The sequence below is a fragment of the Pseudomonas sp. IzPS59 genome (assembly GCF_014863505.1).
In the GTDB taxonomy this organism is placed as follows: domain Bacteria; phylum Pseudomonadota; class Gammaproteobacteria; order Pseudomonadales; family Pseudomonadaceae; genus Aquipseudomonas; species Aquipseudomonas kribbensis.
This window is the reverse complement of sequence record NZ_CP062251.1, coordinates 54,793-78,471: the sequence shown is the minus strand read 5'-3', so window position 1 is coordinate 78,471 and position 23,679 is coordinate 54,793. Positions and strand designations below refer to the sequence as shown.

21 protein-coding genes are annotated in these 23,679 nt (G+C 61.5%); 10 read left to right on the top strand and 11 right to left on the bottom strand.

Annotation, left to right across the window (positions count from 1 at the left end; all coding sequences use genetic code 11):
• Positions 1-240: 240 nt before the first annotated feature.
• The 3 genes from IF189_RS00355 to IF189_RS00345 form a co-directional block, all read right to left on the bottom strand.
• Complete coding sequence (locus IF189_RS00355; protein ID WP_192552649.1) at positions 241-1,011, bottom strand: MetQ/NlpA family ABC transporter substrate-binding protein; 771 nt, start codon at positions 1,009-1,011, stop codon at positions 241-243.
• A gap of 77 nt (positions 1,012-1,088) precedes the next feature.
• Positions 1,089-1,763 carry a methionine ABC transporter permease gene (locus IF189_RS00350; protein ID WP_065260662.1) on the bottom strand — a complete coding sequence of 225 codons (675 nt, stop codon included), beginning with the start codon at positions 1,761-1,763 and terminating at the stop codon, positions 1,089-1,091.
• Positions 1,763-2,770 (bottom strand): methionine ABC transporter ATP-binding protein, encoded by a 1,008-nt coding sequence (locus tag IF189_RS00345; RefSeq protein ID WP_085713036.1) that lies wholly within the window; start codon positions 2,768-2,770, stop codon positions 1,763-1,765. The genes IF189_RS00350 and IF189_RS00345 overlap by 1 nt, the downstream gene beginning before the upstream one ends.
• Positions 2,771-3,030: 260 nt before the next feature.
• Between IF189_RS00345 and katE the strand changes: the two genes are divergently transcribed.
• A complete protein-coding gene (katE, locus tag IF189_RS00340; RefSeq protein ID WP_192552648.1) occupies positions 3,031-5,172 on the top strand; it encodes a catalase HPII in 2,142 nt (713 codons plus the stop codon).
• 96 nt (positions 5,173-5,268) lie between these two features.
• Here katE and IF189_RS00335 read toward each other — a convergent pair whose 3' ends face one another.
• Genes IF189_RS00335 through zur form a run of 4 tightly spaced genes read right to left on the bottom strand, consistent with a single transcriptional unit; the run spans position 5,269 to position 8,068 of the window.
• Positions 5,269-5,982: a PA5502 family lipoprotein gene (locus tag IF189_RS00335; RefSeq protein WP_192552647.1), complete on the bottom strand. Its 714-nt coding sequence runs from the start codon at positions 5,980-5,982 to the stop codon at positions 5,269-5,271.
• Positions 5,983-6,019: 37 nt separating this feature from the next.
• Complete coding sequence (gene znuB, locus IF189_RS00330) at positions 6,020-6,808, bottom strand: zinc ABC transporter permease subunit ZnuB (RefSeq protein WP_065260666.1); 789 nt, start codon at positions 6,806-6,808, stop codon at positions 6,020-6,022.
• Positions 6,801-7,586: a zinc ABC transporter ATP-binding protein ZnuC gene (gene znuC, locus IF189_RS00325; RefSeq protein ID WP_065260667.1), complete on the bottom strand. Its 786-nt coding sequence runs from the start codon at positions 7,584-7,586 to the stop codon at positions 6,801-6,803. The genes znuB and znuC overlap by 8 nt, the downstream gene beginning before the upstream one ends.
• Positions 7,586-8,068, bottom strand: a complete 483-nt coding sequence (gene zur, locus IF189_RS00320; protein WP_011331783.1) for a zinc uptake transcriptional repressor Zur — start codon at positions 8,066-8,068, stop codon at positions 7,586-7,588. The genes znuC and zur overlap by 1 nt, the downstream gene beginning before the upstream one ends.
• A gap of 57 nt (positions 8,069-8,125) precedes the next feature.
• Between zur and IF189_RS00315 the strand changes: the two genes are divergently transcribed.
• Positions 8,126-9,055, top strand: a complete 930-nt coding sequence (locus tag IF189_RS00315; RefSeq protein ID WP_085713039.1) for a zinc ABC transporter substrate-binding protein ZnuA — start codon at positions 8,126-8,128, stop codon at positions 9,053-9,055.
• A gap of 42 nt (positions 9,056-9,097) precedes the next feature.
• Here the strand turns inward: IF189_RS00315 and IF189_RS00310 are convergent, their stop codons facing one another.
• Positions 9,098-10,051, bottom strand: a complete 954-nt coding sequence (locus IF189_RS00310; protein ID WP_134828637.1) for a homoserine kinase — start codon at positions 10,049-10,051, stop codon at positions 9,098-9,100.
• A 60-nt stretch (positions 10,052-10,111) separates the two neighbouring features.
• A complete protein-coding gene (locus IF189_RS00305; protein ID WP_114880887.1) occupies positions 10,112-10,402 on the bottom strand; it encodes a DUF2782 domain-containing protein in 291 nt (96 codons plus the stop codon).
• Positions 10,403-10,476: 74 nt separating this feature from the next.
• Between IF189_RS00305 and polA the strand changes: the two genes are divergently transcribed.
• Positions 10,477-13,281: a DNA polymerase I gene (gene polA, locus IF189_RS00300; protein WP_134828636.1), complete on the top strand. Its 2,805-nt coding sequence runs from the start codon at positions 10,477-10,479 to the stop codon at positions 13,279-13,281.
• A gap of 412 nt (positions 13,282-13,693) precedes the next feature.
• On the opposite strand, the gene yihA is transcribed toward polA, so the two are convergent.
• Positions 13,694-14,344, bottom strand: coding sequence for a ribosome biogenesis GTP-binding protein YihA/YsxC (yihA, locus tag IF189_RS00295; RefSeq protein WP_134828635.1), 651 nt, complete (start codon positions 14,342-14,344; stop codon positions 13,694-13,696).
• Positions 14,345-14,535: 191 nt separating this feature from the next.
• On the opposite strand from yihA, the gene IF189_RS00290 reads away from it, so the two are divergent.
• From IF189_RS00290 to IF189_RS00260, 7 genes are all read left to right on the top strand, one after another.
• The gene (locus tag IF189_RS00290) at positions 14,536-14,841 is read left to right on the top strand and encodes a c-type cytochrome (protein WP_085713044.1); all 306 of its coding nucleotides are present in this window, start codon (positions 14,536-14,538) and stop codon (positions 14,839-14,841) included.
• 32 nt (positions 14,842-14,873) lie between these two features.
• A complete protein-coding gene (locus tag IF189_RS00285; protein WP_065260178.1) occupies positions 14,874-15,485 on the top strand; it encodes a c-type cytochrome in 612 nt (203 codons plus the stop codon).
• Between the two features lie 211 nt (positions 15,486-15,696).
• Positions 15,697-16,338 carry a thiol:disulfide interchange protein DsbA/DsbL gene (locus IF189_RS00280; RefSeq protein WP_085713046.1) on the top strand — a complete coding sequence of 214 codons (642 nt, stop codon included), beginning with the start codon at positions 15,697-15,699 and terminating at the stop codon, positions 16,336-16,338.
• A 14-nt stretch (positions 16,339-16,352) separates the two neighbouring features.
• A complete protein-coding gene (locus IF189_RS00275; protein ID WP_085713047.1) occupies positions 16,353-17,231 on the top strand; it encodes an endonuclease/exonuclease/phosphatase family protein in 879 nt (292 codons plus the stop codon).
• Positions 17,228-19,324 (top strand): diguanylate cyclase, encoded by a 2,097-nt coding sequence (locus IF189_RS00270; RefSeq protein ID WP_134828633.1) that lies wholly within the window; start codon positions 17,228-17,230, stop codon positions 19,322-19,324. The genes IF189_RS00275 and IF189_RS00270 overlap by 4 nt, the downstream gene beginning before the upstream one ends.
• A 95-nt stretch (positions 19,325-19,419) precedes the next feature.
• Complete coding sequence (locus IF189_RS00265; protein WP_134828632.1) at positions 19,420-20,199, top strand: N-acetylmuramoyl-L-alanine amidase; 780 nt, start codon at positions 19,420-19,422, stop codon at positions 20,197-20,199.
• 74 nt (positions 20,200-20,273) lie between these two features.
• Positions 20,274-21,887, top strand: a complete 1,614-nt coding sequence (locus IF189_RS00260) for an EAL domain-containing protein (RefSeq protein WP_085713050.1) — start codon at positions 20,274-20,276, stop codon at positions 21,885-21,887.
• Here IF189_RS00260 and IF189_RS00255 read toward each other — a convergent pair.
• Positions 21,884-23,674: a KinB sensor domain-containing domain gene (locus IF189_RS00255; protein ID WP_134828631.1), complete on the bottom strand. Its 1,791-nt coding sequence runs from the start codon at positions 23,672-23,674 to the stop codon at positions 21,884-21,886. The genes IF189_RS00260 and IF189_RS00255 overlap by 4 nt on opposite strands.
• Positions 23,675-23,679 lie beyond the last annotated feature (5 nt).

The window sequence follows — 23,679 nt, the reverse complement described above, 5'->3', positions numbered from 1 at the left end:
GACCGAGTGATATTAAAGAATTACGCCGACGTGAAATTGCTGCTTGGAATCCATAATCGACTCAATCTTTCAGGTCGATGTAAGGCTCAAGACACCTCGGTCGGCTCCCTCTCCTGGGGGAGAGGGCTGGGCGGGCGGCGTTCCGATGAGGGGAGAGCTCACCGCAGGTCCAAAGCCGAACTCTCGGCCACAAAAAAGGGGACGCCAATGGCGTCCCCCTTTTCATTGCAGCTATCTGAATCAGAACGCCGGCAACACCGCACCTTTGTACTTCTCGGTGATGAATTTCTTCACTTCCGGGCTGTGCAGTGCAGCGGCCAGTTTCTGCATGGCGTCGCTGTCCTTGTTGTCCGCACGGGACACCAGGATGTTCACGTAAGGCGAGTCGTTGCCTTCGATGACCAGCGCGTCCTTGGACGGATCCAGCTTGGCTTCCAGCGCGTAGTTGGTGTTGATCAGCGCCAGATCGACCTGGGTCAGCACGCGCGGGATGGTCGCAGCTTCCAGTTCACGGATCTTCAGGTCTTTCGGGTTCTCGGCGATGTCTTTGACAGTCGACAGGATGTTTTTCGAATCCTTCAGCTTGATCACGCCCGCCTTGTCCAGCAGCAACAGCGCACGGCCGCCGTTGGTGGCGTCGTTCGGGATCACCACGTTGGCGCCGCCTGGCAGGTCTTCGATTTTCTTGATCTTGCTCGAGTAGGCGCCCAGCGGCTCCAGGTGCACACCGGTCACGGCGACCAGGCTGGTGCCCTTGGCCTTGTTGAACTCATCGAGGTACGGCTGGTGCTGGAAGAAGTTGGCGTCCAGACGCTTCTCGGCCACCTGCACGTTCGGCTGGATGTAGTCGGTGAAGACTTTGACCTTCAGATCCACGCCTTCTTTGGCCAGGACAGGCTTCACGAATTCGAGGATTTCCGCGTGCGGCACCGGGGTGGCAGCAACGGTCAGGGTTTCAGCGTGAGCCGAAAAAGCGGCTACGGCAGCGAAAGCAGCGATCAGTTTTTTCATTCAGCTAACTCCTTTTGAGGTGCCCGTGTGGCACCTGCCAGCGAATGGCCGGCTCATTTTTTGATTACCAAACCGGGTTATTTGCGCGAGAAATGCACGACCAGTCGGTCGCCGACCATTTGCAGCACTTGCACCAGAATCAGCAGCAACACCACGGTGACGATCATCACGTCGGTCTGGAAACGCTGGTAACCGAAACGGATCGCCAGGTCACCCAGACCACCGGCGCCAACCACACCGGCCATCGCCGTGTAGGAAACCAGTGTAATCGCCGTCACCGTAATCGCTGCGAAAATGCCCGGACGAGCCTCCGGCAGCAAGGCGTTCATGATGATCTGGCGAGTGGTCGCGCCCATGGACTGGGTCGCCTCGATGATGCCGCGATCGACTTCACGCAGGGCGGTTTCCACCAGACGCGCGAAGAACGGCGTCGCACCCACCACCAACGGCGGAATTGCACCGGCCACGCCCAGCGAGGTGCCGGTGATCAGCACGGTGAACGGGATCATCACGATCAACAGAATGATGAAAGGCAACGAACGCAGGATATTCACCACCAGCGACAGCAAGGCGTACACGCCTTTGGCTTCGAGCAACTGACGCGGGCTGCAGAGGAACAACAGCACGCCCAGCGGCAGGCCGAGCAACACGGTGAACAGCAGCGAACCGCCAAGCATCATCATGGTGTCGCCGGTGGCCAGCCAGATTTCGTACCAGTCGATATTGGTGAAGAAACTCATCAGGTCTGCCATTAGCGCAACACCTCCATGTGAACGTCAGCGGCGGTGAAGCGGGCAAAGGCCGCTTCCATATCGCCACCGGTGACGGCGAGGGTCAATTGCCCGTAAGGAATGTCTTTGATGCGGTCGATGCGACCGGCCAGGATGCTGTAGTCCACGCCGGTTTCCCGGGCGACGGTGCCCAGCAACGGCGCGTAGGTCGCTTCGCCCTGGAAGGTCAGACGCACGATGCGGCCCGGCACGTGAGCGAAGTCATCGCGCTGCTCGCTTTCGTCGATCTGCTCGTCTTCCTGCACGAAACGCTTGGTGGTCGGGTGCTTCGGATGCAGGAACACCTCGGCCACCGAACCTTGTTCGACGATCACGCCGGCGTCCATCACCGCCACCTGATCACAGACACGGCGGATCACGTCCATCTCGTGGGTGATCAGCACGATGGTCAGTTTCAGCTCGCGGTTGATCTCGGCCAGCAGTTGCAGGACCGAAGCGGTGGTCTGCGGATCGAGGGCGCTGGTGGCTTCGTCGCAAAGCAGGATTTTCGGCTTGGTCGCCAGGGCGCGGGCAATGCCGACGCGCTGTTTCTGACCACCGGACAACTGCGCCGGGTACTTCTTCGCGTGATCGGACAGCCCGACCCGCGCCAGCAATTCGGCTACACGCTGGTCGATCTCGGCGCGGGACAGTTCACCGGCCAGGGTCAGCGGCAGCGCGACGTTGTCGGCCACGGTCTTGGACGCCAGTAGGTTGAAGTGCTGGAAAATCATGCCGACCTGCTGACGGAAACGGCGCAGGCCGTTGGCGTCCAGCGCGGTGACTTCTTCGCCGTCGACGATGATCTTGCCGCCACTGGAATCTTCCAGGCGATTGATCAGACGCAGCAGGGTACTTTTTCCCGCGCCGGAATGGCCAATCAGGCCGAACACCTGACCGTTCTCGATGGAGAGACTGGTCGGATGCAGCGCGGTGATGTCCTTACCGGCGACGCGGTAAGTCTTATGGACGTTTTGAAACTCGATCACGTAGCGAACCTTGTGGGGCGCGTTGGAAAAGGATCAGCGGTTAGCCGGGCGCGCATTTTAGCCTGTCCGTATAGAGGTTCTTAGCATTTATTTCGCAATTAACCTTCGATTTGGCAATAACAGGATCAAAGGTCATAAAAAAGGAACGCCCAAAACCCTCGTCAGTCACTAGGTAAGCGACTTGAAAACCCTGGGTGCCGTGCCCGGGAACCACTCGAGCGTCCCGGCGCAACGCCGGGGCAGACAGGAGTTCACGACTGATGAGTACGAAAAAACCTGCCACAGACAAAAGCCAGATGGCCGGCACCGACACCCCGGATCGAGCCAACACCAACGCCAAGCTCGACAGCCTGGAAAAATTCCGTTCCGACGCCACCGGCCAGGCCCTGCGCACCAATCAGGGCGTGAAGGTCGCGGACAACCAGAACACCCTCAAGGCCGGGCCGCGCGGGCCGTCGCTGCTGGAAGACTTCATCATGCGTGAGAAAATCACGCACTTTGACCATGAGCGGATTCCCGAGCGCATCGTCCATGCCCGCGGTACCGGCGCCCATGGTTTCTTTCAGACCTACGAGAATCATTCGGCGCTGACCAAGGCCGGTTTCCTGCGGGATCCGGGGAAGAAAACGCCGGTGTTCGTACGCTTTTCCACGGTGCAGGGGCCACGGGGCTCCGGCGATACCGTGCGTGACGTACGCGGTTTTGCCGTGAAATTCTTCACCGACGAAGGCAACTTCGACCTGGTCGGCAACAACATGCCGGTGTTCTTCATCCAGGACGCGATCAAGTTTCCCGACTTCGTCCACGCGGTAAAACCCGAACCGCACAACGAAATGCCTACCGGGGGTTCGGCCCACGACACGTTCTGGGACTTCGTGTCGCTGGTGCCGGAATCGGCGCACATGGTCATCTGGGCCATGTCCGACCGGGCCATCCCGAAAAGCTTGCGCAGCATGCAGGGGTTCGGCGTGCACACCTTCCGGCTGATCAACGCCGAGGGCAAATCGCGCTTCGTCAAATTCCATTGGCGCCCCACCGCCGGCACCTGTTCGCTGGTGTGGGACGAAGCGCAGAAGCTTGCCGGTAAAGACACCGACTACCATCGGCGCGATCTCTGGGAGGCCATCGAGACCGGGGACTACCCGGAATGGGAACTTGGCGTTCAAGTCATCGAGGAGGAAAACGAGCACAACTTCGATTTCGACATCCTTGACCCGACCAAGCTGATTCCCGAGGAAATCGTCCCGATCACACCGCTGGGCAAGATGACCCTCAACCGCAACCCGGACAATTTCTTCGCCGAAACCGAGCAGGTCGCGTTCTGCCCCGGCCATATCGTGCCGGGTATCGACTTCTCCAATGACCCGCTGCTGCAAGGTCGGCTGTTTTCCTACACCGACACGCAGATCAGCCGACTCGGCGGGCCAAATTTTCACGAGCTACCGATCAATCGCCCGGTCGCGCCCTTCCACAACGGCCAGCGCGATGCCCAGCACCGTACGGTGATCGACAAGGGCCGTGCGTCCTACGAGCCGAATTCCATCGATGGCGGTTGGCCGAAAGAAACACCACCGGCCGCGCAAGACGGCGGGTTCGAGAGCTATGCGGAGCGCATCGACGCCAACAAGATCCGTCAGCGCAGCGAGTCGTTCAGCGATCACTTTTCCCAGGCGCGGCTGTTCTTCAAGAGCATGAGCAAGCACGAGCAGGAACACATCATCTCGGCTTACAGCTTCGAACTGGGCAAGGTTGAGCGCGAGCACATTCGGGCCCGGGAAGTGAACGAGATTCTGGCCAATATCGACCTGGAACTGGCCAAGCGCGTGGCACACAACCTTGGGTTGCCGGAGCCAGCCAAAGGGACGGTCGAGGTGCGCAAGACATCTCTCGACCACTCACCGTCCCTGAGTCAGGCCAACCTGTTGCCGGAGAACATCAAGACGCGAAAAGTGGCGATTCTGGCAGCCAACGGCGTCGATGGTGCCGCGATTGATGCGATGAAGAAGGCTCTGGCGGCGGAAGGCGCGCATGCCAAACTGCTCGGCCCGACATCGGCGCCGGTGAAGACAGCCGATGGCAAAAGCCTGGCGGTGGATGCGTCGATGGAAGGTTTGCCTTCGGTGGCGTTCGACGCGGTGTTCGTGCCAGGCGGCGCAGCGTCGGTCAAGGCGTTGAGCGGTGATGGCGTGGCGCTGCATTACCTGCTGGAAGCGTACAAGCACCTGAAGGCGATTGCCCTGCAAGGCGAGGCCAAACAGTTGCTGGGGGTGTTGAAGCTGGAGGCGGATGCCGGATTGATCGAAGGCAAGGATGTGAAAGCGCTGACCAAGCCGTTCTTTGCGGCGATCGGGCAGCATCGGGTCTGGGATCGGGAGGCGAAGGCCAAAACGATTCCGGCCTGATGGTTATGTAGCGTTTGATAAATAGTCATCGCGGGCAAGCCCGCTCCCACAAGGATCACGCTGTACCTGTGGGAGCGGGCTTGCCCGCGATGCTTTTTAAGGTTTACGCGGGCTCAGAACCATCTGTGCCGGGACTGTGCGCAAGATCTGCTTCTCGATCTGCAGATCGAATTCCGGATCAAGCTTCTTCACACGCTTGGTGATCAATGTCGCCAGCCATGGATAATCATTGGTACGCGGCGCCTGAATGCTCACGGCACAGTCGTAATTCACCACATCGGCGGCGATCGCGTCGAGTTGACGGCGAAGTTTGCGACTATCGTTGATATTCAGCGCAACCGTGGTGCTCTCGGCGGTCGGATCGATCACCTTGGCTTTCGGCTTGGCTTCGGCGGCCAGGAGCGCTGCTTCGGCTTTTTCCAGCTCAGCCTTGCGCGCCTCGGTGATGGCGCCGTTGACGCCACCAGTCAGCGCCGGAGCCTTGGGCATCAGCGCGCGAGCCCGGGCCAGAGCGGTTGCGGCAGCATTCACATCGCCCTTCTGCAGGACGATCTGGCTGCGGCGCAGATAGGCTTCGGCCAACTGGCGCTGGTATTGCTCAAGGGACTGATCGTTGGGCGTTTCGGCCTGCAAGGCTGCCAACTGGTCTTCGGCAGTGGCCAGTTCGCTGCTGGCCAGGCTTTGCTCCAGCTGTGCGATGGCCGTGGCCCGCGCATCGGGGGCTTCGGCCACCGGCGGCGTGCTTTGGCAGGCGCCCAGCAGCACTGAAAATGCGACAAGGAGCAGATAACGGGAGGCGAACGGCTTCATTCCTGCGACTCTCTATTTGCGCAAAAAACGAGCAAGTCTACACCCCTCGACGGGGCAGAACAAAACTCAGCAGAAACAGTGCGGCCGCCGTCACAACGATTGACGGGCCGGCCGGGGTGTCCTTGAACCAGGACAGCGCCAGCCCGCCACACACGGCGAGCATGCCCAGCAGGCTCGCGCCCAGTGCCATTTGCTCCGGCGAACGGGCGTGACGTTGTGCCGCAGCTGCCGGGATGATCAACAGCGACGTAATCAGCAACACACCAACGATTTTCATCGCCACCGCGATCACCACCGCGATCAACAGCATCAGCGCCATACGCAAACCGGCCACCGGCAGGCCTTCGACCCGGGCCAGCTCTTCGTGCACAGTGATCGCCAGCAGCGGCCGCCACAGCGTCACCAGCAACACCAGCACCGCCGCGCTGCCGCCGAGGATCCACGCCAGATCGGTCGGACTGATCGCCAGCAGGTCGCCGAACAGATAGGCCATCAGGTCGATCCGCACTTCATGCATGAAGCTTAGTACCACCAGGCCGAGAGAGAGCGTGCTCGGCGCAAGAATGCCCAGCAACGTGTCGGACGCCAGCGGCTGGCGCTGTTGCAGGGTCACCAGCAGCACCGCCAGCAGCAGGCAGCCTACGGTGACCGCGACGGTCGGGCTGACATCCAGCAGAAAGCCCAGCGCCACGCCGAGCAGCGCGGCGTGGGACAGGGTGTCGCCGAAATACGCCATGCGCCGCCAGACCACGAACGAGCCCAGCGGCCCCGCGACCACCGCCAGCGCCAGACCTGCAAGCAGGGCGTAGAACAGAAAATCAGCCATGCTTGCAGCTATCTCCGTGAACGTGAGGTTGGCCTTTCACAGGCCCTTTGACCACCGAACCGTGCAGGTCGTGGGCGTGGTCGTGATGGTGGTGATAGACCGCGAGGCTCGGCGCGTGGTTGCCGAACAGCTCGACGAAAGCCGGATCGCCACTGACCTGCTCGGGATGCCCGGAACAGCAGACGTGACGGTTTAGGCATACCACCTGATCTGTAGTGCTCATCACCAGATGCAGGTCGTGGGAGACCATCAATACGCCGCAACCATGACGGTCGCGCAGCCGGGTGATCAGGCTGTACAACTCGGCCTGCCCGGCGACATCGACGCCTTGCACCGGCTCGTCGAGCACCAGCAGTTCCGGCTCGCGCAACAGCGCTCGGGCCAGCAGTACGCGCTGCATTTCACCGCCGGAAACACTTTGCACCGGGCTGTCGATGACGTGTTCGGCGCCGACTTCCTTGAGTGCCGCCAGCGCACGCGGGCGATCAACGCCCGGCACCAGCCGCAGGAAGCGCAGGACGGACAGCGGCAGGGTCGGATCGACGTGCAGTTTTTGCGGCATGTAACCGACGCGCAGTTTCGGCTTGCGCCAGACGCTGCCGCTGTCGGGTTTCAGCAGCCCGAGCACGGCGCGCACCAGCGTGGTCTTGCCGGCGCCGTTGGGGCCGATCAGGGTGACGATCTGCCCCGGCTCGACGCTCAGGTGAATGTTGTCCAGCACGTTCTGCCCGGCAAACCGGACAGCCACCTGCTCAAGACGGATCAACGCATCGCTCATCAAGCCCCCCGGCAGCCGGAGCAGAGGCCGACCACTTCGACAGTCTGGGCCTCGACGATGAAGCCGACGTCCTTGGCGCTGTGGACGATGGCGTCGCTGATGGTTTTTTGCTCGAGTTCGATGGCGGCGTGGCATTCACGGCAGATCAGGAACTGGCCCTGGTGCGAATGCTTCGGATGAACGCAGCCGACAAAGGCGTTCAGCGAGGAGATGCGGTGCACCAGGCCGTTTTCCAGCAGGAAATCCAGCGCCCGGTATACGGTCGGCGGCGCGGCGCGGCGCCCGTCCTGCTCGCTGAGCACCGCGAGGATGTCGTAGGCACCCAGTGGCTTGTGGCTCTGCCAGACCAGTTCCAGCACCCGCCGACGCAATGCGGTCAGGCGCAGGCCTTTCTGTGCACACAAGGCATCGGCCTCGGACAGGGCGCTGTGGACGCAATGAGAGTGGTCGTGGGGACGGCTGGCAATCGGGGTAATAGGCATGAGCGGCGACGAGTTTGGTTAGAGACGTTATTATGTTACCCGTTCTCGCCTCCTTGAGTGGTCATCGTGTCCCGACTTTTTTCTGTTTTTGTGGCCTTTGTCGCCAGTTTTCTGCTGATCGGTTCGGCTCAGGCCGAAGTCAGAGTCCTCACCAGCATCAAGCCGCTGCAACTGATTGCCGCTGCGGTGCAGGACGGCGTGGCGATTCCGGAAGTGTTGCTGCCGCCGGGGGCTTCGCCGCATAACTATGCGTTGCGCCCGTCCGACGTGCGCAAGGTGCAATCGGTGGATCTCTTGTACTGGATCGGCCCGGACATGGAAGGTTTCCTGCCTCGCGTGCTGAATGGTCGTACGCTGCCGAGCGTCGCCGTGCAGGACCTGCCGGGCATGAAGCTGCGCCGCTTCGCCGAAGACAGCCACTCCCACGCCGAAGACGCCGACGAGCATGATCACGATCACCGCCCAGGCACCCTCGACGCGCATTTGTGGCTATCGCCAGTAAACGCGCGGGTGATTGCCGACAAAATGGCCGCTGACCTGAGCGCTGCCGACCCGGCCAATGCCGAGCGCTACCAGAGCAACGCCAAGGCGTTCGATGAGCGTCTGGATGCACTGGATCAACGCTTGAAGAAGCGTCTGGCCAGCGTTGAAGGCAAACCCTACTTCGTCTTCCACGAAGCCTTCGACTACTTCGAAGATGCCTACGGCCTGAAACACACCGGTGTATTCAGCGTGGCGGCGGAAGTGCAGCCGGGCGCTCAGCATGTCGCGGCAATGCGCGCGCGGTTGCAGGAGGTCGGCAAGACCTGCGTGTTCAGCGAGCCGCCATTGCGCCCACGCCTGGCGGAAACCCTGGTGGCGGGCCTGCCGGTGAAGCTGGCGGAACTGGATGCGTTGGGCGGGTACACGCCGGCGACGGCTCAGGGTTATGAGCAAGTGCTGGAGAAGCTGGGGAATGATCTGGCGGGTTGCCTGGAATCGCTCTGATACAAAAAAACCGCAGCCTGCACAGGCTGCGGTTTTTTTCTTTTACAGGGCAAATGGCAGCGGTGTGTTGACCTGCTGACGCTGCGCCAGGCGCTGTTCGAACTCTTTCGGATCGTGAATCAGCACGTCCTGCCCGGCGAACGATTCCGCCGCGATCAACCGCGACAGCCAGAACCGTACGCACGCCACGCGCAGCATGGTCGGCCACAGTTCGGCCTCCGCCGCCGTGAACGGACGCAGTGCCGCATAGGCACCCAGGAAGGCCCGCGCACGAGGGCCGTCGATCAGGCCGTCATCGTCCGAACACCAATCGTTCAAGGCAATCGCCACGTCGTAGAGCATCGGTCCGGAACAGGCGTTGTAGAAGTCGATCAGCCCGGTCAGGTGCGTGCCTTCGAACATGGCATTGTCGCGGAACAGGTCGGCGTGGATATTCGCCCGCGGCAGCGCGAGAATTTTTTCTTTCTGCTGGGTGATTTCTTCCAGCGCCTTTTGCAGCAGCACACGCGGCTCGTCGCTCAGGTGCGAGAGAAACTCGGTCCCCTCTTCCAACATCCAGTCCAGGCCACGATCGGTCTTGCGCTTGATCATGTTGCCGCCCTGGGTCGCCAGGTGCAGGTGCGCCTGCAAGTCACCGACCTGCGCGCAATGCTGGGCGTTGGCTTGTTTGATGTGCTTGCCGGCCAGACGCGGCTGCAGCAGCGCCGGTTTGCCTTTCAGCTCGCGCAGGGCCACGCCATCGGTGGTGCGCAGCGCGTAGGGCACCGGCAGGTCGGCTTCGTGGAGGACGTCGAGCAGGTCGATGAAGAACGGCATTTCCTGCACCGGGCCGCGCTCGACCAGGGTCAGGACGAACTCGCCCTTTTCCATGCTGATGAAGAAGTTGGTGTTTTCGCTGCCGGCGGCGATCCCCTGGAAATCGAGCAGACGGCCGAGCCCGTATGGGGCGAGAAAGGTTTCCAGCTCGGGCCGAGCCAGGGGGGTGAACACAGACATGGTTAAAAACTGCTCAGTTCTGGCGCCGCCATCGAGCCGGCGCCGGTTGAAATTAAGAAACTACTTCCACTCGAAAATCTTCCACGCCGGGATCAGCATATCCGGCTGGTCCGAGCGGATGAAGTTTGCATCAGTACCGTCCGCACGCACCAGAAAATAGGGCGGGAAACCCTTCTTGGTCACCTTGATCGCGTACAGGAAACCGTTCTGCCGGTACTCCTGGATGGTTTTGTCACCCTCGGTGCGGATGGTAACTTCCGGCTCCGCTGACGGCGCATCATCCGCCGCGATCGCAGGCAACGGTGAGACAGCAATCAAACTGACCAGCAGCAAGCGATTTAACGTACGCATGATAACCTTGTCCCTTTGTCGTCAACGGTCCCGCTATTCTAGCGCCGGACCCGCCGAAAAGGTTGATCCTGCTCATGAGCCAAGCCCCCCTCGTCCTGGTGGACGGTTCGTCTTACCTGTACCGCGCCTTTCACGCGCTGCCACCGCTGACCACGTCCAAAGGCCTGCCGACCGGTGCGGTCAAGGGCGTGCTGAACATGCTCAAGAGCCTGCGCAAGCAGTATCCGGACAGCCCCTTCGCTGTGGTGTTCGACGCCAAGGGCGGGACATTTCGCGATGAGATGTACGCCGAATACAAGGCCAACCGCCCGAGCATGCCCGACGACATGCGCCTGCAGATCGAGCCGCTGCACCAGAGCGTGAAAGCCCTCGGTTTCCCGCTGCTGTGCGTCGAAGGCGTCGAGGCCGATGACGTGATCGGCACCCTGGCCCGCAGTAGCGCGGCCGCCAACCGCCCGGTGATCATCTCCACCGGTGACAAGGACATGGCGCAACTGGTCGACGGCCACATTACCTTGGTCAACACCATGTCCGGTAGTTCGATGGACGTGGAGGGCGTGAAGGAGAAATTCGGCGTCGCTCCGGAGCAGATCATCGATTATCTGGCCTTGATGGGCGATTCTTCCGACAACATCCCCGGCGTTCCCGGCATCGGGCCGAAAACCGCGTCCGGCCTGCTGGTCGGCGTCAACGGCGGCCTGACCGAGCTCTACGCGCAGCTCGACATCGTGCCGACCCTGCCGATTCGTGGAGCCAAGACCCTGCCGGCCAAGCTCGAAGAGCACAAGGAGATGGCGTTCCTCTCCTATCAACTGGCGACCATCAAGGTCGACGTGCCGCTGGACATCGGCCTCGACGACCTGCAAATGGGCCCGGAAGATCCGGCCAAGCTGCTTGAGCTTTACACCCTGCTGGAGTTCAAGAGCTGGATCAACGATCTGGAGCGCGATGCCAAGCGTCTGGAGCTGAGCAGCGCTGCTGCGCCTGAGCCAGCCGTTGACCTGTTCAGCGCACCTGCGGAAGAAGCACCGGTCGCTCCGGCCGAGGCCGCGTACGAAACCATCCTCGATCAGGCCCGTTTCGATGTCTGGCTGGAAAAACTGAAGAACGCCAAGCTGTTCGCCTTCGACACCGAAACCACCGGCGTCGACGCGCAACAGGCGCAACTGGTCGGTCTGTCCTTCGCAGTGCAGGCCAACGAAGCGGCCTATATCCCGCTGACCCACTCCTACATCGGCGTGCCGGAGCAGCTGGATCGCGACACCGTGTTGCGCGCGCTCAAGCCGATTCTGGAAGACCCGAACAAACTCAAGGTCGGCCAGCACGCCAAGTTCGACATGAACATCCTGGCCAACTGCGCCATCGGTGGCGACCAGAACGAAGGCATCACCGTACGCGGTATCGCCTTCGACACGATGCTTGAGTCCTACGTGCTCAACTCCACCGCCACCCGTCACGACATGGACAGCCTGGCGCAGAAGTACCTGGATCACACCACCGTGAGTTTCCAGGACATCGCCGGCAAAGGCGCCAAGCAACTGACCTTCGACCAGATCGCGCTGGAACAGGCCGGCCCATACGCCGCCGAAGATGCCGACGTGACCCTGCGCCTGCATCAGACGCTGTTCGAGAAGCTGAGCGCCATCCCGAGCCTGGCCAGCGTACTGACCGACATCGAGATCCCGCTGGTGCCGGTACTGGCCCGCATCGAGCGTCAGGGTGCATTCGTCGATGCCGCGCTGCTGGGCGTTCAGAGCATCGAGCTGGGCGACAAGATGGTCGCGCTGGAGCGTGAAGCCTTCGAGATCGCCGGTGAAGAATTCAACCTGGGCTCGCCGAAACAACTGGGCGTGATCCTCTACGAAAAGCTTGGCCTGCCGGTTCTGAAGAAGACCGCCAAGGGCCAGCCGTCCACTGCCGAAGAAGTGCTGGCGAAGCTGGCCGAAGACGATCACCGCCTGCCGAAAGTGCTGATGGAACACCGTTCCATGAGCAAGCTGAAAAGCACCTACACCGATCGCCTGCCGGAGCAGATCAACCCGCGCACCGGGCGTATCCACACTTCGTACCATCAGGCCGTCGCGTCGACCGGCCGCTTGTCGTCGAGCGATCCGAACCTGCAGAACATCCCGGTGCGCACCGCCGAAGGCCGGCGCATCCGTCAGGCGTTCGTCGCGCCGAAAGGCTACAAACTGCTGGCGGCGGACTACTCGCAGATCGAACTGCGGATCATGGCCCACCTGTCCCGCGACGAGGGCCTGATGAACGCCTTCCGCAACAATCTGGACGTGCATACCGCAACTGCCGCCGAAGTATTCAAGGTCGAACTGAACGAAGTGACGTCTGACCAGCGCCGCGGCGCCAAGGCGATCAACTTCGGCCTGATCTACGGCATGGGCGCGCAGAAGCTGGGCAAGGACATCGGCGTCGATACCAAGACCGCCAAGGCCTACATCGACACCTACTTCGCGCGCTACCCGGGCGTTCGCGAATACATGGATCGCACGCGCGCGCAGGCAGCGGATCAGGGCTACGTAGAAACGATCTTCGGTCGTCGCCTGTACCTGCCGGACATCAACTCCAACAAGCCACAGGAACGTGCCGCCGCTGAACGCACGGCGATCAACGCGCCGATGCAGGGCACCGCAGCGGACATCATCAAAAAAGCCATGGTGGCGGTGGACAACTGGCTGAGTGCTTCCGGGCTGGACGCCAAAGTCATCCTGCAGGTGCACGACGAACTGGTGCTGGAGGTTCGTGAGGATCTAGTGGATCAGGTTCGCGACGAAATTCGCGTCCACATGAGTGAAGCGGCGAAGCTGGATGTGCCGTTGCTGGTGGAAGTGGGAGTTGGCAACAACTGGGACGAGGCCCACTGAGGCCTCTGGAACGGGGTTTTGCCGCGACATGACGTCGCGGCAAAGGCATCGAATGGCGCTTAGTTCTGATTGTTCTTGAGCTTATTCCAAAGTTTTTTGAAAAGAATCTGAACTAATCTTGCGACAGGCCACTCAGAGATACTGAATGGCTGGTGAAGCCCTTCGATGCTCCTATGTTGTGTTAAGTGTTGGCAGATATCTGAACCCCGCCCTAGCGGTTCGGAACTTGAACCCCGGAACTTCTCCCTCCCCATATGAAGTCCGGGGCTTTTTTTTGCCCCAAAACTGGCTGTGGCGCCGCCAGACTGCGTTAAAAGCGGGGCTAAAAATGCTCATTTAGGTCCCCTAAACTCCGCTTTTTAGCCCCGCTTTTGCCTTGCCTGGCAGCACCACAGACAGTTTTGAAATCCCCTTATTCTGCCTCGGTCGCCACTTCTGCGCCTTTGTCTGCCAGTTCCATCCAGCCCGCCAGCTTGGTGTAGGCCTCTTCCAGGCCCATGCGTTTTGGTGCGGAGAACAGCTGGATCGTCACCAGATCGCCCCACCCCTTGCGGATTTCCGACTGCACCTTGAGCAGCGTGTTCTTGGCTGCGCCGTAGGTCAGCTTGTCGGCCTTGGTCAGCAGGATGTGCATCGGCATGCCGGCCGCAACGGCCCAGTCGAGCATCAGCAGGTCGAAGTCGGTCATTGGATGACGGATGTCCATCATCAGAATCAGCCCCTTCAAACTCTCGCGGCCACCGAGGTAAGCCTCGAGGTGACGCTGCCAGTGTTGCTTGAGCGGGATCGGGACTTTTGCATAACCGTAGCCCGGCAGGTCGACCAGACGCCGTTCATCGTCTAGCTTGAAGAAGTTCAACAGCTGTGTGCGACCCGGGGTTTTCGAGGTGCGCGCCAGGCTGGCGTGAGTCAGGGTGTTCAGCGCGCTGGATTTACCGGCGTTGGAACGACCGGCGAACGCCACTTCGAAGCCTTCGTCGTCGGGGCACTGATCGACTTTGGCGGCACTGAGCATGAACGTGGACTGTTGGCACAGGCCGAGGATGGGATTCTTGAGTTGCATGGGATTTCCGATGTGGGCGGCGCCGGGATTGGGCGCGGAACGCGGTGTCGCTTCCGTTTCAGTGACGCCAGTATATAATGCCGCAGATTTTGTGTGTGCTTTGTCCCAGCGAAGGATGAAGTTCACGAGAGCGACAGACATTGATTGCGCAACAGAACGCAGATCGCTCTCAACCCTGAAAAGGTCGTTTTATGACGAAATGGCTGCTGGCTGCCGGAGTTCTGATGCCGCTTTACAGCGCACAGGCTACACAGGATCCGGAAGCCGTGTACAACCGTGTTTGTGGTGCCTGTCATTCCGGCCAACTACCCATGGCGCCCAGAAGAGGCGATCAGGAAGCTTGGACGCCGAGGTTGGCGAAAGGTATGGAGACGCTGGTGCAACACGTAACCCAGGGTTTCAAGGCGATGCCGCCGCGTGGTTTGTGCATGGACTGCAGTGCCGAGGATTACCAGGCCATCATCCTCTGGATGAGCGGAAGTAAACCCGGTCCATAACTCTTAACCCTTAGCCGTAGTTGGATTAGCTGATGAACAAACTGATCGTGAGTCTGCTGTTGACCGTGGGAATCTCAGGTTTCGCCCATGCTGCAGGCGATGCCGCCGCAGGCCAGGCGAAGGCTGCCGTATGCGGGGCCTGCCATGGCCCGGATGGCAACAGCATGGCGCCAAACTTTCCGAAACTGGCCGGCCAGGGTGAACGCTACCTGACCAAGCAACTGCATGACATCAAGTCGGGCAAGCGCACCGTTCTGGAAATGACCGGCCTGCTGACCAACCTGAGCGATCAGGACCTCTCTGACATCGCCGCCTATTTCGCCAGCCAGAAAGGCAGCGTCGGCGCCGCCGATCCGAAGATCGTCGCTCGCGGTGAAGCCCTGTTCCGTGGCGGCAACCTGGAAAAAGGCCTGCCAGCCTGCACCGGTTGCCACTCGCCGAACGGCGCGGGCAATGCCGCCGCCGGCTTCCCGCACCTGGGTGGCCAGCACGCTCAATACATCGCCAAACAGCTGACCGACTTCCGCAAGGAAGAAGCCGGTCGCAACAACGATGGCGATGCCATGACCATGCGCACCATCGCTCGCAAACTGAGCGACGAGGACATCGCGGCGGTCTCCAGCTACATTCAAGGCCTGCACTAAGGCCAGGCCTGCGATGGTGATTCGAGCGTTGCGCGCGAAGGACAACTCCCGCCACGTTAACGCTCGATTAATCCGTTGCATGAAGTATAAAAAGGGTGGCTTTGGCCGCCCTTTTTTGTGGCCGCTGCCGTTACACTACAGAACTCATGCCCGCCAGGATCTGTCTGAAAACAGCCCGCGCGAGGCGAACAAAATTGTCCAGGAGTAAAGCATGCGTAATCTGATCATCAGCGCCGCTCTCGTCGCTGCCAGCCTGTTCGGCGTGACCGCCCAGGCTGCCGAAGCACCTGCTGCCCCGTACGTCGAGCTGAGCAATCCGGTTCCGGTTGCCGTGCCTGGCAAGATCGAAGTGGTGGAGCTGTTCTGGTACGGCTGCCCGCACTGCTACGCCTTCGAACCCGTGATCAATCCTTGGGTTGAAAAACTGCCTTCCGACGTCAACTTCGTGCGCATTCCTGCCATGTTCGGCGGCCCTTGGGACGCACACGGTCAGATGTTCCTGACTCTGGAAGCCATGGGCGTCGAGCACAGCGTTCACGCTGCCGTGTTCAACGCGATCCAGAAAGAACACAAGAAGCTGACCGACAAGAACGACATGGCCGACTTCCTCGCCACCCAGGGCGTGGACAAGGACAAGTTCCTGGCCACCTTCGACTCCTTCGCCATCAAGGGCCAGATCGTCAAGGCTCGCGAACTGGCCAAGAAGTATGAAATTTCCGGCGTTCCAACCATGATCGTCAACGGCAAATACCGTTTCGACATCGGCTCTGCCGGTGGTGCCGAAGAGGCTCTGAAACTGGCTGACCAACTGGTCGCCAAAGAGCGAGCGGCCAACAAGGCAGCCGCCAACTAAGCGCGGCAATCGCCATGCGCCGCTGGGGAACCGAACGTCTCGTCGGCCTGCATGATCCGCAGGTCAACGAGCATCACCTGGAATCCACGGGCCTGCCCGCAGACAGCCGTTTGCGCTTGCTCAGCTTCAATATCCAGGTCGGCATCAGTACCGAGCGTTATCGGCACTACCTGACCCGCAGCTGGCAGCATCTGCTGCCGCATCCCGGCCGCTCGGGCAATCTGCAGAAGATCGGCAATCTGCTCGGCGACTTCGATCTGGTCGCCCTGCAGGAAGCCGATGGCGGCAGCCTGCGCTCAGGCTACGTCAATCAGGTCGAACACCTGGCCCATCTCGGCGCCTTCCCCTACTGGTATCAACAACTCAATCGCAACCTCGGCCGACTGGCCCAGCACAGCAACGGCGTGCTCAGTCGCCTGCGCCCGTGGGCGATCGAGGACCATCCGCTGCCGGGGCCGAAAGGTCGCGGGGCGATCCTGGTGCGCTTTGGCGAAGGTCCCGAGGCGCTGGTGGTGGTGATGATGCACCTGGCGCTCGGCGCCCGGGTACGCACCATGCAACTGGCCTATATCCGCGAGCTGATCGGCGGCTACAAGCATCAGGTGCTGATGGGGGACATGAACACCCACGCCAGCGACCTGCTGCAACACTCGCCCCTGCGCGACCTCGGCCTGCTGGCCCCGCAACTCGAAGCGACATTCCCCAGCTGGCGCCCGCAGCGCTGCCTGGACCATATTCTGCTCAGCCCGACCCTGACGCTGGAAAAGGTCGAAGTGCTGGCCCAACCGATTTCCGATCACCTGCCCGTCGCGGTAGAGATTCGTCTGCCGGGTTCGCTCACGGCCGATGCATTGCCCGCGTTGAGTCCTGCCCCTCGCGGAACGCCTGAATGAGCGACGAAGCCCAGCGCTGGAAAGAGAAATACCTCAAAAGCATCGAACAACAGGAAAAGCTCGAACGTCGATGGGACGCCCGGCTCGACCTGCTGCGTCGCGGCCTGGTGCGTAGCACGCTCGCGGCGGAAGGCACCGATCGCGTGGTCGATCAGTGCATGAAGGAAATGCGCGATGTGGTGCGCACCGACGACATGGATGCCGGCCTTGCCGCCCTGTTGCCGCGCCTTGAAAAAGCCGTGCTCGACTCCGAGCAGCGCCGTGAAACCCGGATCGAGCAGGTCAGCACCGCGCTGAACTCGCTGGTCACTCAGTTGCAAGCGCTGCCGCTACCCCGGGAAGTCGCCCAGCCGTTGAAGAAATTCGCCAAGCAGCTCGACGGGCGAGTCAGTCAGGCCCGGGAAATGCCGTTATTGCTGAGCGAACTCAGCGGTTTGCAGGGCAAGGCCCTGAGCCAACTGGAGACGCCGGCGGAGCCGGGACGCCCGGGGTTGTTACAACGCCTGTTTGGCAGCCGCGACAGCGAGGAAACGCCTGCACCTGTAGCTCAGCCTGCCGTGATCACTCCAGCCGCTCAGCCAGAGCAACCGCCCGCCGCGCCTGAAAGCGCGCCAATGCCAGAAGCGCCTGCCGCAATCGCCGAACCGGCAGCCATTACCGCCGTCAGTGAAGCACCGGTCGCCGCACCGCTGGTCGCGCCACTGCAAGCTTCAGCACCAATAGCAACACCCGAGCCTGTTGCAGAGCCGGAAGTGGCTGCCTTCGAGCCTGCCCGGATCATCAAAGAAGTCGTTACGACTCCCGACGAACCGGAACTCTCCGGGCCAGAACCCGAGCCGCAATCTTTCACGCCGCCTCCGGTCTTTGCGCCATCGACACCGATCGCCATCAACCCTGACGAACTGATCCACCCCGGCGACAACCCGCCTCCGCTCTTCCTCGACAGCCTGCCCCTGCCCGAGCCCATCGCGCAGGCCCTGGCGGCCATCGACCCGGAGCACCCCGAGCAAGACATTCTCTATGCCCTGCCGGATTCACCCGAACCCTCCTACAGCTCGGTGGCCAAGCACATCGAAGACACGCTGATCGGCCTGCTGGACGACCTGACCCTGCCTGAGCGCCACCGCCCGCAAGCCGAAGCCATGCGCGACCGGCTGAAAAACGGCCTCAACTGGTACGAACTGCTACCGATCCTCGACGATCTGGCGACCTTGATGCTGGCCATCACCGACAGCGGTCAGCACGAGTTCGAAGCCTATCTGCAGCAGCTCAACGAGCGCCTCGAAGCGTTCCAGAGCAACCTGCAGGCTGCCAGCGAAGGTCACGCCGACAACAGCTCGGCGGCGCGAGCGATGGACACGCAGATCCGTGAACAGGTCGATGGCCTGCAGACCAGCGTGCAGGAAGCGGCGGATCTGGAAGACCTCAAGCAGGTTCTGGAAAACCACCTCGAAGGCCTGCTCGGCACGATGGACCAACACCAGAAGCAGCGTGACGCCCGGGAACAGGAAGTAGCCGGACGCTTGAAGAGCCTGGCCGAACGGGTGGCGCATATGGAGCAGGAAGCCCTTGGCTACCGCGAGCACCTTGAAGAGCAGCGCCAGAAAGCCCTGATCGATCCGCTTACCGGCCTGCCCAACCGCGCTGCCTGGAGCGAGCGGCTCGACCACGAAATCGCCCAGTGGCAGCAGCACGGCAACACCCTGAGCCTGGCCATGCTCGACCTCGATCACTTCAAGCGGATCAACGACAACTACGGCCATCTGGCCGGCGACAAAGTGCTGAAGATCATCGCCACGGTGCTGCGCAAGCGCCTGCGCGGCAGCGATTTCATTGCCCGGTTCGGCGGCGAGGAGTTCGTCCTGCTGCTACCGGCGACTCCGCCGGCCGTCGGCGCCAAACTGCTGGAAACCCTGCGCGCGTCCATCGAGGCCTGCCCGTTCCACTTCAAGGGTGAGCGCGTCACGATCACCATTTCCATGGGACTGGCGGCATTCAGGCCGGGAGAACACAGCGATCTGGTGCTCAAAAGAGCCGATCAGGCGTTGTACCGGGCCAAAAACGCAGGTCGCAACCGGGTGGAACTGGGCTGAAGACAATTGTTCCATTTCATTTAAATCAGCCCTTTCGCCGTTCGCACGCAAGTCAGTACGTTACACTGTTGCATTACTGACTCGCGTGTACTGCCATGAAATTCCTTGCCCTCATCACGTCGCTGCTCATTCTGGCCGGTTGTGCCAGCGGACCGCGCTACGACACCAGCCATCCTTCTGCCAATCACGACAGCCGCGCGCAATTCGTGATCGTGCATTACACCTCCGCCTCTCTTGAGCGTTCACTGCAACTGCTGACCCACGGTGAAGTCAGCAGCCACTACCTGATCGGCGACGACAAGAACGGCACGATCTACAAGCTGATGGACGAAAACCTGCGTGCCTGGCATGCCGGAGAGAGCGAATGGCAAGGCCGTACCTGGCTCAACTCAAGCTCCATCGGCATCGAAATCGTCAACCCGGGCTTCAAGGACACTCCGACCGGGCGCGTATGGTATCCGTACAGCGAAGCCCAGGTGCAGTCGCTGATCGTCCTGCTCAAGGACATCAGCAAGCGCAACGGCATCAGCCCGGACCACATCATCGGTCACAGTGATATCGCACCGCTGCGCAAGCTGGATCCGGGTCCATTGTTCCCGTGGAAGCGCCTGGCTGCCGAAGGCCTTGGCTTGTGGCCAGATGAGCAAGCCGTTGCCCGCCAGCAGGTGCGATTCGACGTCGAGTTGCCGAGCATCAGCTGGTTCCAGGCGCAACTGGCGCGCCTGGGCTACGCAACGCCGCAGAACGGCGAGCTGGACGTGGCGACCCGCCATGTCCTCGCAGCCTTCCAGATGCACTTCCGCCCTTCCCGCTTCGACGGTGCTCCGGATGCGCAAACGGCAGCGTTGCTGTTGGTGTTGAATCAGACAAAATAATGACGCCCGCCCAGCGGTCAGGGCGAAAACGCAATCAGCAGCTATAACTCATTGGTAATTCTTCGGATATCCATATGGTTGCTACCCGAGAGACGCTGCGTAGCTGGTTTTATCGTCCGTGGTTTCTGGCGATGCTGGCGGCTGTCCTCAGTGCAGGCCTGTTGATCACCGGCGGGCTGTTCGTAGCCATGCATCAGGTTGAACAAAGCGAAAGTCAGGAAATGAATGCCCAGGGCGAGCGCTTCCTGGCTCGCCTGGAGCAATTGTTCGGCCAGTTGCGTGAAAGCCTCGACGATCTGGAAGCCCAGCCATTGCGCAGTTGCGATGACGAAATGATCGCCACGCTGCAGCAAGTGACCTTCAACTATCGCTTCGTCTATGAAGCCGCCTATATGGATGCCTCGCGCATCTGCTCCAACCGCCCGCGCCAGGAAGGACTGTCAGTCGTCCGCCCGCCGGACATCAAGGGCCCGACCTACAGCTACTGGCTGAACACCACCACCGAACCCGATGAAAACCGCGCGGCGCTGATGCTCGGCCGCGGCAACTTTCGCGTGGCCACCTCTCGCGGACACCTGACCGACATGGTCGACCTGTCTCCCGACAGCAGCCTGCTGGTGGTGCTGGATCACGGGACCCGGGCGATTCCGGTGCTCGGCGTGCCACAGGCCTGGCCACCCACTGAACCGTGGCCGCCGAAATCCACTGACGCGTTGCAAGTCACCCAGACGCGTCTGATCTATCGCATGCCCACCGACAACCCGGAATACCAGTTGGTGCTGATCAGTCCGCGCACGGGCATGCACATCCCGGAGCTGTGGTGGTGGATGGTGCCGTTCTGTCTGGTCCTCGGAGCACTGGTGGGCGTTCTGGTGTTCTGGATCGTTCGCCAGCGTCAGTCGCTGGACGCCGAGCTTCACGGAGCGATCCGCCGGGGCGAGTTGCAGGTGCTGTATCAACCGATCTTCGATCTAGACAGCCGCAACTGCGTCGGCGCCGAAGCCTTGCTGCGCTGGCGCCGGCCGGACGGCACGCTGACCAGCCCCGACCTGTTTATCCCGATGGCGGAAAACACCGGGCAGATCCGCCAGATGACCGATTTCGTCCTCCAGCGCCTGCTGGAGCAACTGGGTCAATTACTGCGGGCCAACCCGCAGCTGTACATCTCGGTAAACCTGGCGGCCTGTGACGTGATGGTGCCGCGCATCGGCCAGGTCATGGCGCGGCTGCTGAGCCTGCACCGGGTGGCAGCGCGGCAGATTGCGTTTGAAGTGACCGAGCGCGGGCTGATCGATGTGGTGGTCGCACGGGAAAACCTGCAAGCGCTGCGTGATGTCGGTCATCAAGTGCTGATCGACGATTTCGGCACCGGCTATTGCAGCCTCGCCTACCTGCAGACCCTGCCGGTGGACTGCCTGAAAATCGACAAGGCATTTATCGATGCTCTCGGCCATGACGCGGCCAGCAGCGGCGTCGCGCCGCACATCATTCACATGGCCCAGGCTCTGGACCTGAAGGTGATCGCTGAAGGTATCGAGCATGAATCCCAGGCGGCGCTGCTCAGCAGCGAAGGCGTGAAGTTCGGCCAGGGCTGGCTGTTCGCCCATGCCTTGAGCGCCGTGCAATTCATTGAGCTGATTACCCGGGGACGGCGGCTCGCCGGCCGCCGGATGGACGACGAAGCCTAGACCGCCAGCGCCATGTAGAACTGCGTGCCCTGCCCCGGCCGCGAATAGACGCCCATCCGGCCGCCATGCAACTGGACGATTTCCTTGCACAGCGCCAGCCCGAGCCCGGCCCCGCCCTTTTTACGTCCGACCTGGACGAACGGTTCGAAAATTCGCCCTTGCTGGCCGTAAGCGATGCCTTCGCCGTTGTCCTCGACGCTGATGATCACCCGCTCGCCGTGGCGGCGCGCCTGCAAACGGATCAGGCCGTCGCGGGCGGTGTGACGCAAGGCGTTGTCGATCAGGTTGTCCAGCACACGGTCCAGTTGGGCCTGATCGGCCTGCAAGCGCGGTAACGGGCTCTGTACCTCGACATTCAATGCCACGCCCCTTTGCGCCGCCGTGTCGGCAAAACGCGATTGCGCCTGAGCCAGCAAATCCTCGATGGAGCACGGCGCCAGCGTGAGTTTCTGCAAGCCGCTTTGATAGCGTGAGAAATTCAGAAGGTCGTTGATCAACTGCATCAGGCGCTGCATTTCTTCATTGACCGTGTCGAGCAGATCCGACTCGCGGGATTCCGCCGGAAACTTCGCCCGCTCGCGGAACAGCCCGAACGCCATGTGCATGCCGGTCACTGGCGTGCGCAGTTCGTGGGAGGCACGCAATACGAATTCGCTGCGCACCCGCTCGAACGCGCGCTGTTCGGTGACGTCGTGCAGCACCATCACCGCGCCGAGGATATGCCCCTGAGTGTGGCTGACCGGGGTCAGGCTGTAGGTCAGCAGCCGCGACTCACCGTCGACCTCGATGCTCAAGTCTTCCGGTGCGCGCTCAAGGGTGCCCCCGCGCAGCACCAGTTGCAGCTGCGCATCCAGTTCCGGGCGCTGGAGTGCGGTGCCCAGGCCTTCGCCAAAGCGGTCACTGTCCCAACCCAATTGCCGCTGGGCCACCGGGTTCAAGTGCTCCAGATGCCCCTGACGGTCGATCATCAGCAGGCCGTCATCGATGCTGTCGAGCACGGCCTGCAAACGCTGCTGGCCGGCCAGCAGTTCATCGACATTGGTCGCCTGATGCTCGCGAAGGGCTTCGGCCATCAGCCCGAAACGCCGGGTCAGCAGGTTGATTTCCATTGCCGAGGACACCGGCAGGGTCACTTCGAAATTGCCCTGGCCGATGTTGTCCGCCGCTTTTGCCAGCGCCTCGATCGGTGCACCGAACCGCCGGGCGATCCCCTGGGCGGTGATGAAACCGATGATCAACACCGCCAGCCCCACCAGCCCGAGCAGGCCGGCAATCAGCAAGGCCCGGTCGCGGGCAGCGTGTTGTACGGAGTTGATGTTATCCAGCGCGTGCTTGTGCTCGGCGATCAAGCCGTTGCGCAGAGTGTTGAAGCGTTCACGCAGATCGCCGCTACCGCTCAGGGCCGCAGCCGGGTCGCGGGACACATCGAATGCTCGCAGGAAATTCAGATAATCCGCTTTGGCCTGACTGAACCCGTACTGGCGTCCGTCGTCCTTCTGTTCCTGGGCGATGCCTTCGTCGAGCAGTTCGAAGTAATGCTGTTTCGATGCTTCGAAGGCCACCGGATCGGGCTTCTCGGCAAGCATCATGATCAGTTGATCGCCCAGGGTCTGGCGCAGTTTGAGCCCCAGATCGAGGGTGACGAAGTTGTTGCGGATCAGCGCCTCCTGAGTACCGGCCATTTGCATCACACTGACCAGCCCGAGCATCAGCCCGAGCAAGGCCACGGTGATCAGTGCGGAAATGCTCAGGAACAAGCGGGTCCGCAACTTCATCGCCAGTTTCATCGGCG

Bases quoted from the DNA above. Each gene is read 5' to 3' on its own strand.
- IF189_RS00355 (WP_192552649.1), bottom strand. From the start codon at position 1,011: ATGAAAAAACTGATCGCTGCTTTCGCTGCCGTAGCCGCTTTTTCGGCT.
- IF189_RS00350 (WP_065260662.1), bottom strand. From the start codon at position 1,763: ATGGCAGACCTGATGAGTTTCTTCACCAATATCGACTGGTACGAAATC.
- katE (WP_192552648.1), top strand. From the start codon at position 3,031: ATGAGTACGAAAAAACCTGCCACAGACAAAAGCCAGATGGCCGGCACC.
- IF189_RS00335 (WP_192552647.1), bottom strand. From the start codon at position 5,982: ATGAAGCCGTTCGCCTCCCGTTATCTGCTCCTTGTCGCATTTTCAGTG.
- znuB (WP_065260666.1), bottom strand. From the start codon at position 6,808: ATGGCTGATTTTCTGTTCTACGCCCTGCTTGCAGGTCTGGCGCTGGCG.
- znuC (WP_065260667.1), bottom strand. From the start codon at position 7,586: ATGAGCGATGCGTTGATCCGTCTTGAGCAGGTGGCTGTCCGGTTTGCC.
- zur (WP_011331783.1), bottom strand. From the start codon at position 8,068: ATGCCTATTACCCCGATTGCCAGCCGTCCCCACGACCACTCTCATTGC.
- IF189_RS00310 (WP_134828637.1), bottom strand. From the start codon at position 10,051: ATGTCTGTGTTCACCCCCCTGGCTCGGCCCGAGCTGGAAACCTTTCTC.
- IF189_RS00305 (WP_114880887.1), bottom strand. From the start codon at position 10,402: ATGCGTACGTTAAATCGCTTGCTGCTGGTCAGTTTGATTGCTGTCTCA.
- polA (WP_134828636.1), top strand. From the start codon at position 10,477: ATGAGCCAAGCCCCCCTCGTCCTGGTGGACGGTTCGTCTTACCTGTAC.
- yihA (WP_134828635.1), bottom strand. From the start codon at position 14,344: ATGCAACTCAAGAATCCCATCCTCGGCCTGTGCCAACAGTCCACGTTC.
- IF189_RS00290 (WP_085713044.1), top strand. From the start codon at position 14,536: ATGACGAAATGGCTGCTGGCTGCCGGAGTTCTGATGCCGCTTTACAGC.
- IF189_RS00285 (WP_065260178.1), top strand. From the start codon at position 14,874: ATGAACAAACTGATCGTGAGTCTGCTGTTGACCGTGGGAATCTCAGGT.
- IF189_RS00280 (WP_085713046.1), top strand. From the start codon at position 15,697: ATGCGTAATCTGATCATCAGCGCCGCTCTCGTCGCTGCCAGCCTGTTC.
- IF189_RS00275 (WP_085713047.1), top strand. From the start codon at position 16,353: ATGCGCCGCTGGGGAACCGAACGTCTCGTCGGCCTGCATGATCCGCAG.
- IF189_RS00270 (WP_134828633.1), top strand. From the start codon at position 17,228: ATGAGCGACGAAGCCCAGCGCTGGAAAGAGAAATACCTCAAAAGCATC.
- IF189_RS00265 (WP_134828632.1), top strand. From the start codon at position 19,420: ATGAAATTCCTTGCCCTCATCACGTCGCTGCTCATTCTGGCCGGTTGT.
- IF189_RS00260 (WP_085713050.1), top strand. From the start codon at position 20,274: ATGGTTGCTACCCGAGAGACGCTGCGTAGCTGGTTTTATCGTCCGTGG.
- IF189_RS00255 (WP_134828631.1), bottom strand. From the start codon at position 23,674: ATGAAACTGGCGATGAAGTTGCGGACCCGCTTGTTCCTGAGCATTTCC.